7 protein-coding genes are annotated in these 8,277 nt (G+C 74.3%); 6 read left to right on the forward strand and 1 reads right to left on the reverse strand.

The features are described from left to right. Nucleotides 1-27: 27 nt before the first annotated feature. The 6 genes from NX801_RS28580 to NX801_RS28605 all read left to right on the forward strand — a co-directional run bounded on the left by NX801_RS28580 (nucleotide 28) and on the right by NX801_RS28605 (nucleotide 6,957). Entirely contained in the window at nucleotides 28-1,164 is a 1,137-nt protein-coding gene (locus NX801_RS28580) for a DegT/DnrJ/EryC1/StrS family aminotransferase (RefSeq protein WP_258790845.1), read from the forward strand. Next, nucleotides 1,161-2,006, forward strand: a complete 846-nt coding sequence (locus NX801_RS28585) for a hypothetical protein (RefSeq protein ID WP_258790846.1) — start codon at nucleotides 1,161-1,163, stop codon at nucleotides 2,004-2,006. The genes NX801_RS28580 and NX801_RS28585 overlap by 4 nt, the downstream gene beginning before the upstream one ends. Further along, a complete protein-coding gene (locus NX801_RS28590) occupies nucleotides 2,003-2,752 on the forward strand; it encodes an amidohydrolase family protein (RefSeq protein ID WP_258790847.1) in 750 nt (249 codons plus the stop codon). Before NX801_RS28585 ends, NX801_RS28590 begins: the two co-directional genes overlap by 4 nt. Nucleotides 2,753-2,897: 145 nt before the next feature. Continuing rightward, nucleotides 2,898-3,410, forward strand: coding sequence for a DinB family protein (locus tag NX801_RS28595; RefSeq protein WP_258790848.1), 513 nt, complete (start codon nucleotides 2,898-2,900; stop codon nucleotides 3,408-3,410). Between the two features lie 170 nt (nucleotides 3,411-3,580). Continuing rightward, nucleotides 3,581-5,164 (forward strand): FMN-binding glutamate synthase family protein, encoded by a 1,584-nt coding sequence (locus NX801_RS28600; protein ID WP_258790849.1) that lies wholly within the window; start codon nucleotides 3,581-3,583, stop codon nucleotides 5,162-5,164. A 29-nt stretch (nucleotides 5,165-5,193) separates the two neighbouring features. After that, the gene (locus tag NX801_RS28605) at nucleotides 5,194-6,957 is read left to right on the forward strand and encodes a thiamine pyrophosphate-dependent enzyme (RefSeq protein WP_258790850.1); all 1,764 of its coding nucleotides are present in this window, start codon (nucleotides 5,194-5,196) and stop codon (nucleotides 6,955-6,957) included. Nucleotides 6,958-7,447: 490 nt separating this feature from the next. On the opposite strand, the gene NX801_RS28610 is transcribed toward NX801_RS28605, so the two are convergent. Next, the coding region (locus tag NX801_RS28610) for a dihydrodipicolinate synthase family protein (protein ID WP_258790851.1) at nucleotides 7,448-8,277 on the reverse strand (830 nt) is incomplete at its 5' end.

The following is an 8,277-nucleotide window of genomic DNA, read 5'->3' on the forward strand; positions in this document are numbered from 1 at the left end:
TCCGCCTGCCGAGAGGATAGTGCCCCGATGGCGCAACGGGAATTGCCACTGCCCACCGTTCTCGAACCCCGTGGCCGCACCCTCGGCCCCGAGGAGCGCGAGGCGGTGCTGCGGGTGCTGGACTCCGCCGTGCTGTGCAGCTCCTTCGGCCAGGAGGCCCGCACCCTGGAACGGCGGACGGCGGAACTCTACGGCCGCGCCGACGCGGTGGCGTGCAGCTCCGGCACGGCGGCCCTCCATCTGGCCGTCGCCGCCGCCGGGGTCGGGCCCGGCGACGAGGTGGTCACCACCCCGGTCTCGGACTTCGGCACCGTCGCGCCGGTCCTCGCCCAGGGCGGCCGGGTGGTCTTCGCGGACGTACGGCCCGAGGACGGCAACCTGGACCCGGAGGCGGTGGCCGCCGCCATCACGCCCAGGACCAAGGCGGTGATCGCCGTCCATCTCTTCGGCGCCGCCGCCGATGTCACCCGGCTGCGTGAACTCTGCGACCGGCACGGGGCGCTGCTGATCGAGGACTGCGCCCAGGCGTGGCTGGGGGAGGACGAGAAGGGCCGGCTGCTCGGCACGGTGGGCGACATCGCCTGCCTCAGCCTCCAGCAGTACAAGCACATCACGGCGGGCGACGGCGGCCTCGCCCTCACCGACGACCCGGCGCTCGCCCGGGCGATGCGGCTCTTCATGGACAAGGGCTGGGACCGCAGCGAGGGCCGGATCCACCGGGTGCCGGGCCTCAACTACCGGATGCCCGAGCTGACCGCCGCCGTGGCCGGGGCGCAGCTCACCAAGCTCCCCGGGGTGCTGGCCGCCCGCCGGGCGAGCGCCGGCCGGCTGTGCGCCGCGCTCGACGGCCTCACCGGACCCGGCCGCCGCCCGGTGCCGCCCCGCCGCCGGGCCGGGCACGCCTGGTGGATGGTGCCGCTGCTGGTGGACGACAACGCCCGCTGGGCCCGGGCGCTGGCCGAGCGCGGGATCCCGGCCCTCCCCGGCTATCTGGAGCGCCCGCTGTACGCCAACCCCGCCCTGCCCGGCCACCCCCGGGGGCTCTGTCCGGAGGCGGAACGGCTCATCGACCACACGCTGCTCGCCCTGCCCTGGAACGAGGGGTACGACGAGGCCGACACCGACCGGGTGGCCGCCGCGCTGCGCGAGGTGGCCGCCGGATGAGCCAGCCTCACGACCCCGATGGCCCCGACGGCACCCGTGGGACCGATCGCACCGATGGCACTCATGGCGCCAAGGGCACCGACGACACCCGTGAGGCCGATCGCCGTCCCTGGCTGCGGGTCACCCCCGCCGAGTACGTCGGCTGGGACGTGGACGTGCTCTACGGTCCCTGGCCCAGGCACCACCGGGACACCACGCTCCCCGAGGTGCGGGCCCGGCTCGCCGCCTCACCGGTCGCCGGGGCGCTGGCCCTCTCCACCCGGGGCGCGCTCTACGACGACGCGGCCGGCAACGCCGAGACCCTCCGCGACCTGGCGGACTGCCCCGAGCTGCTCCCGGTGGGCACCGCCGACGTGCGGGACGCGCTGGCCGCCGAGGACCGGATCGGTGAACTGGTGGCGGCGGGGGTGCGGTTCCTGCGGCTGTTCACCGCGGAGCAGGACGCCGACCCGGCCTTCCCCGGCTACCGGCACGTGGTGGAGCTCGCCCTCGCCCACGGCCTGGTGCTCCTCCACGACGGCGACCCGCGCCGCTTCGGTCCCGGGCTCACCGGGCGCGGCGCCGAGGTGGTCTTCCTGGACCTGCACGCCTACGCGCTGGCCGACTTCCTGCTGCTGGCCCGCTCCGAACCCGGCTTCCGGGCGAGCACCCGGATGCTCTCCGGGCCCGACTCGCTGGAGCGGGTGGTGGACACCCTGGGCCCCCGGCACCTGGTGTTCGGCTCCCGCACCCCCTTCATGGACCTCTCCCCGGCGACCCTGCGGCTGCGGTACGCGGACATCACCGACGACGACCGGGCCGCCATCGCCACCAAGAACGTCGAGGAGCTGCTCGCCCGATGACCGTCATCGACGTCCACGCCCATGTCGGCCGCTGGCAGTTCCACCTCTCCAGCGGGGACGCCGACACCAACCTCCGGCTGATGGACCGGTACGGCATCGACCTCCAGCTGGTCTCCGCCGCCGAGGCGGTGGTGTACGACGCGGTGGCGGGCAACGCGGCCCTGCGCGCCGCCCTCGCCACCCGGCCCCGGCTGTACGGGTACGCCGTGGTCAACCCCAACCGCCCCGAGGAGAGCGCCGCCGATCTGCGCCGCTGCCTGGAGACCGGCCGGTTCGTCGGCGCCAAGATCCACACCAGCTATCCGGGGCAACTGCCCGGCTCCCGGGCGATGGACGAGGCGTTCGACGTGGTGGCGGAGGCCGGGGTGCCGCTGCTGCTGCACACCTGGGGCCAGGAGGTCACCCTGCTGCCCGGGATGCTGGCGACCCGGCCGGGGCTGCGGGTGATCGTGGGGCACGCCGGCGGCGACGCCTGGCGGGAGGCGGCCCACGCGGCGGCCGGCTGCGACCAGCTGTACCTGGAGCACTGCCGCACGGTGGCCGACGCCGGCCGGATCGCCTACGCCCGGGAGGCCGGAGTGCCGGTGGAGCGGCTGCTCTTCGGCACCGACTCCACCCTGATCGACCCCGCCGTCTCGCTGGGCGTCGTCCGGGACGCCGGATTCACCGCGCCCGAGCTGGAACGGGTGCTCTGGCGCAACGCGGCCGGCCTCTTCGCCCTCCCGGTGCCCGCCCCGGCCCGCTGAGCCCGCCTCCCGGAAGACCCGGAGGGCGGAAGCGAAGCCCCGCCGGGCCGTGCCGGGTGCGGAGGCGGGCGCGGACGACGGGTCCGGCCACCGGCCGCGCCGGGTCGGCACGGTCGACGACTCCGGCCACCGGCGACAATCGCCGATGACCGCCATCGAACGCCCATTGCCGCCGCTGAACGCCGACGAGCACACCACACTCGAAAGCTGGCTCGACTTCCACCGCGCCACCCTCGCCATGAAGTGCGAGGGGCTGGACGACGAGCAGGCCGCCGTCGCGTCCGTGCCGCCGTCCGGCCTCACCCTGACCGGCCTCGTCCAGCACATGGCGGAGGTGGAGCGGAACTGGTTCCGCCGGGTGTTCGCCGGAGAACAGGTCCTGCCCATCCACGACCCGCGGGCCGCCCCGTCCGCCCCCGACGGCGGCTTCGGACTGGCCGGGGGCGCCACCCTGCACGATGCCCTCGCCACCTGGCACGCGGAGATCGCCCGCGCCCGCGAGCTCTGCGCCGGCCGTGCCCTGACCGACACCGGCCGTTTCATGGAGCAGGACGTCAGCCTCCGCTGGATCCACGTCCACATGATCGAGGAGTACGCCCGCCACAACGGCCACGCCGACCTGCTCCGGGAGCGCGTCGACGGCACCACGGGCGTATGACACCGAAGCAGGCGGGCCGTCCGATCGTGGGGTGACGCACCGCCGGGCCTCCACGACAGCACGAGCCCGCGCGCCGACGACCGCGGTCCCACGGTCCCCGGCCGAAGGCTTTAGAGGTTCTTTGGGCAGGTGAGCGACATGGAGACGCTCCACCGGGCAAGGCGCCCCGCGTGATACGTGTGGTGATCGTCGTCCTGATCCTCTGTGCCGCCGTGACGGCGGCCGTGGCCGGCACGGACGTCTCGTCCCTGTGGTGGTCGGCCGCCGTCCCGCTCGCGCTCCTGGGTCTGCTCGGCGCGTGGGACCTGCTGCAGCGCCGGCACTCGGTGCTGCGCAACTATCCCGTCCTCGGGCATGCCCGTTTCCTCCTGGAGCGGATACGTCCGGAGCTCCAGCAGTACTTCATCGAGCGGAACTACGACGGCCGCCCCTTCGACCGGGATGTGCGCAACATCGTCTACGAGCGCGCCAAGGGCACTGACGCGGAGGAGCCCTTCGGCACCGAACGGGACGTGTACCGGGCCGGCCACGAGTTCCTCGTGCCGTCCATGGCGCCCTGCGCGGTACCCGAGACGCCTCCCCGGGTACGGATCGGGGGCCCCGACTGCGACCGCCCCTACGACATGGCGCTGCTGAATGTCTCGGCGATGAGCTTCGGCTCCCTGTCGGCCAACGCGGTCCTCGCGCTCAACGGGGGCGCCGCGGCCGGCGGCTTCGCCCAGGACACCGGCGAGGGCGGCCTCTCCGACCACCACCTGCGCCCGGGCGGCGACCTCGTCTGGGAGGTGGGAACCGGATACTTCGGCTGCCGGACCGGCGAAGGCGACTTCGATCCGGCCGAGTTCGCCGACAAGGCCGCCCACGACCACGTCAAATGCGTGTCGCTGAAGCTCTCGCAGGGGGCGAAGCCCGGCATCGGCGGTGTGCTGCCGGGTGCCAAGGTCAACGCGGAGATCGCCCGGGTCCGGGGTGTGCCCGAAGGGCGGACGGTCGTCTCCCCGCCGTATCACCGGGTCTTCTCGACCCCGCGCGAACTCGTCCGCTTCATCGCCCGGATGCGGGACCTGTCCGGAGGCAAGCCCGCCGGGTTCAAGCTCTGCGTCGGCTCACGCCGGCAGTTCCTCGCCGTGTGCAAGGCCATGCTGGAGGAGGGCACCACCCCCGACTTCATCGTGGTGGACGGGGCCGAGGGCGGAACGGGCGCGGCGCCGCTGGAGTTCGCCGATCATGTCGGCGCCCCGCTCACCGAGGGCCTGCTCACCGTGCACAACGCCCTCGTCGGCACGGGCCTGCGCGATCGCGTCAGGATCGGGGCGAGCGGGAAGATCGCCACCGGCACTGATCTGGTCAAGCGCATGGTGCAGGGCGCCGACTACGGCAACGCCGCGCGGGCGATGATGTTCGCCGTCGGCTGCATCCAGGCCCAGCGCTGTCACACGAACACCTGCCCCACCGGCGTCACCACCCAGGACCCCCGCCGGGCCCGCGCGATCGACGTCGCGGACAAGACGCTGCGCGTCCGGCGCTTCCAGGAAGCGACCGTGGCCAGCGCCCTCCAGATCATGGCCTCCATGGGGGTCACCGACCCCGCGCAATTGCGCCCGCACATGCTCCGCCGGCGCGTCGACCCCGTCACCGAACGCTCCTACGAAGAGCTTTACGAGTGGCTCCGGCCGGGGCAGTTGCTCGCGGAACCGCCCGCCTCCTGGGCGGCCGACTGGAAGTCCGCCGACCCCGACCGCTTCACCGTCTGACCCGCCCGTACGACCTGGAGGAAACGCAAGTGGCCCGTACTGTTGCCCGCGTCATCGTGGACGCGCTGAACGAACTCGGCGTACGCCAGGTCTTCGGCGTCGTGGGAGACGCGCTCAACCCTCTGACCGACGCCATCCGCACCACCGAGACACTGGACTGGGTGGGCTGCCGGCACGAGGAGGCGGCGGCCTTCGCCGCGAGCGCCCAGTCGCAGCTCACCGGCACCCTCGGCGTCTGCATGGGCACCGTCGGTCCCGGCTCCGTCCATCTGCTCAACGGGCTCTACGACGCGGCCAAGAGCCACGCCCCCGTGCTGGCCATCGCGGGCCAGGTGCCGCTCGCGGAGATGAGCAGCGACTACTTCCAGGAAGTCGACAACGACGCTCTCTTCAGCGACGTGGCCGTCTTCCGGGCGACCGTCACCTCTCCCGACCAGCTCCCGCAGATGCTGGAGACGGCCGTACGCACCGCGCTGGGACGCAAGGGCGTCGCCGTCCTCACGGTGCCCGGGGACATCGGTGAGCGGGAACTCACCGCCGACCGTCCCACCCGCCTCTCCCTCGACGCCGGCGTCAGCAGGCCCGAGGAGGCCGCCGTCCGGCGCGCCGCCGAACTCCTGGACGGCTCCGAACGGGTCACCCTGCTCGTCGGGGAAGGCGCCCGCGCCGCCCGGGCGGACGTGCTCGCCCTCGCAGGCCGGCTGGCCGCACCCATGGTGCTCACCCTCAAGGCCAAGGCCGGTTTCGAGGGCGACGCCAATCCCTTCCAGGTCGGCCAGACCGGACTGATCGGCAACCCGGCGGCGGCCTCGGCCCTCCAGGACGCCGACACCCTGCTGCTGCTCGGCACCGACTTCCCCTACCGCGAGTGGTATCCCGAGGGCCGCTCCGTCGTGCAGGTGGACACCGAGGCGACCCACATCGGACGCCGCGTACCCGTCGACATCGGTCTCGTGGGCGACACCGGCGCCACCGTTCGCGATCTCCTGGGCCATCTCGGCACGGCGCCCGCCGGGGGAGACGGCGCCCGCGACCGCTCCCATCTCGACAAGGCACGTGAGCGCTTCGACGCGTGGCGCGCCGGTCAGGCCCGGCTCGCCGACCCCGCCCACGACAAGGGGATCGTGGGCCGGCTCCGCTCCGCCCTGGACAACCGTACGCACGACATCCGTCCCGAAGCGCTGGCGGCGGCCGTCGACCGGGTCGCGGCCGAGGACGCCGTCTTCACCTCCGACACGGGCATGGCGACGGTGTGGCTCTCGCGGTTCGTCGAGATGCGCGGCGAGCGGAGGCTGATCGGCTCCTACAACCTCGGCTCGATGGCCAACGCGATGCCCCAGGCGCTGGGCGCCCAGTGTCTGGACCGGGACCGCCAAGTGGTCGCGTTCTGCGGCGACGGCGGTCTGAGCATGCTTCTGGGCGACCTCATGACCCTGAAGACCTACCGGCTTCCCGTCAAGCTGGTCGTCTTCGACAACCGCCGGCTCGGCATGGTGAAACTGGAGCAGGAGCAGGCCGGTCTCCCGGAGTTCGGCACCGAGCTCGACAACCCCGACTTCGCCGCTGTGGCCCAGGCCATGGGTATCACCGGCATCCGGGTGACGGACCCCGCGGAGCTGGAGGACGCCGTGCGGCGGGCGTTCCGCGTCCCGGGCCCGGTCCTGCTCGACGTCCTCACCAATCCCGAGGAGATCGCCGTGCCGGCCAAGCCCACCGTGGAACAGGGCTGGGGTTTCGCCGTGGCCAAGGTCAAGGAAGTCGTACGCAGTCACGGCGAACCGGCCGGGGACTGACCGGCACACCGCTTCGCGGCCCGGCCGGGTGCCGTTCACCGGCCTCCGGGAGCCGGCTGGGCACCTCGTCGGCGGCGTCGGCGCCACCGGAGGCTCCGGAGCACGCAGCGAAGGACGAGTCCGGGAGCCGCCGGGTACGCCCCGCCGGCTTCCTGGTGCCCGGACGGGCCCGGCGGGGGGCACACCGGCGGGCCGGGGGTCCGGATTCCGAGGAGGTCGGGTTCCCGCGAGGGACTGTTGTCCGGGCGGACCGCGTGTCCACCCGGACCTCGCGACAGGCACCGGGCGCCGGCGGCCCGGCCCCGGCCCGGTGAGCCCCGGCCCCGCCCCGGGTCCGGGACCCGGGCCACGCCCCGGTCCCGTGAGCCCGGGCCTCGCGAAGCCCGGGCCCCGTGAGCCCGGGCTCCGCCCCGGGGCCGGAGGCACAGGCCCCGTCCCGGCCCGGTGAGCCCGGGGGCTCCGCGAAGCCCCCGGACCCCCGAAACCCCGCTCAGTCCAGGAAGTCCGGCTCCCGGGCCAGTTCGGCCAGGCATCCGGTGACGGCCCGCCGCTCGTCCGGACCGGCCGGGGGCCCGTACGGGTCGTACGCCGCCTCCGCCGGAAGCAGCCCCTCCCAGACCGCCGCCCACAGCATCCGCCGGACGTACCCCTCGATCGGCGCCAGAAAGGTGGCCTCCGCGAACCGGTCCAGCCGGGCCGAGGCCCGGACGAACGCGGGGTGGTCGCCCGCCCGCCAGGCGCCGAGCACCGCGGTGGTCAGCTCCACCCGGGCGGCGGCGATGCCCACCAGCGCCGAGTCCGCGCCCCACATCAGCGAGGGACCGAACATGCGGTCCTCGCCGGTGATCACCAGCCGCCCGCTCGGCCCGGCCGCCCGGATCGCGTCCTGACAGGCCATCGCCCGGTCCAGGGTGGCCAGTTTGAGCCCCGCCACCGACGGCAGGCCCAGCAGCCGGCGCACCAGCGACGGCGGATACGGGTAGCCACCCGCCTCGCCGTGCAGAAAGAAGCCCAGCACCGGCAGCCCGCTCTCGGCCGCCACCCGCTCGTGCAGCTCCAGTGCCGCGTCCTCGTCCCCGGCCAGCTGGGCGAGCGGGTAGACCATCACCGCGTCCGCCCCGCCCTCGGCCGCGTCCCGGGCCATGGCCACCGTCGCCGCCACCGCCGCGTCCCGCCCCACCACGTCCGCCGCGCCCCCGAGGCCCCCGGCGTCCGGGGTGCTCCCCGCGTGATCCGTGTATCCGGCGTAGCCGGCGCGCGGCACCCCCGCCCCCGCCCCCACCACCCCGCTCCCGGCCGCCTCCCGCCACACCGCCAGCA

Origin of the sequence: Streptomyces pyxinae (assembly GCF_024756275.1) — a bacterium.
Lineage (GTDB): Bacteria > Actinomycetota > Actinomycetes > Streptomycetales > Streptomycetaceae > Streptomyces > Streptomyces pyxinae.

Bases quoted from the DNA above. Each gene is read 5' to 3' on its own strand.
- NX801_RS28580 (WP_258790845.1), top strand. From the start codon at position 28: ATGGCGCAACGGGAATTGCCACTGCCCACCGTTCTCGAACCCCGTGGC.
- NX801_RS28585 (WP_258790846.1), top strand. From the start codon at position 1,161: ATGAGCCAGCCTCACGACCCCGATGGCCCCGACGGCACCCGTGGGACC.
- NX801_RS28590 (WP_258790847.1), top strand. From the start codon at position 2,003: ATGACCGTCATCGACGTCCACGCCCATGTCGGCCGCTGGCAGTTCCAC.
- NX801_RS28595 (WP_258790848.1), top strand. From the start codon at position 2,898: ATGACCGCCATCGAACGCCCATTGCCGCCGCTGAACGCCGACGAGCAC.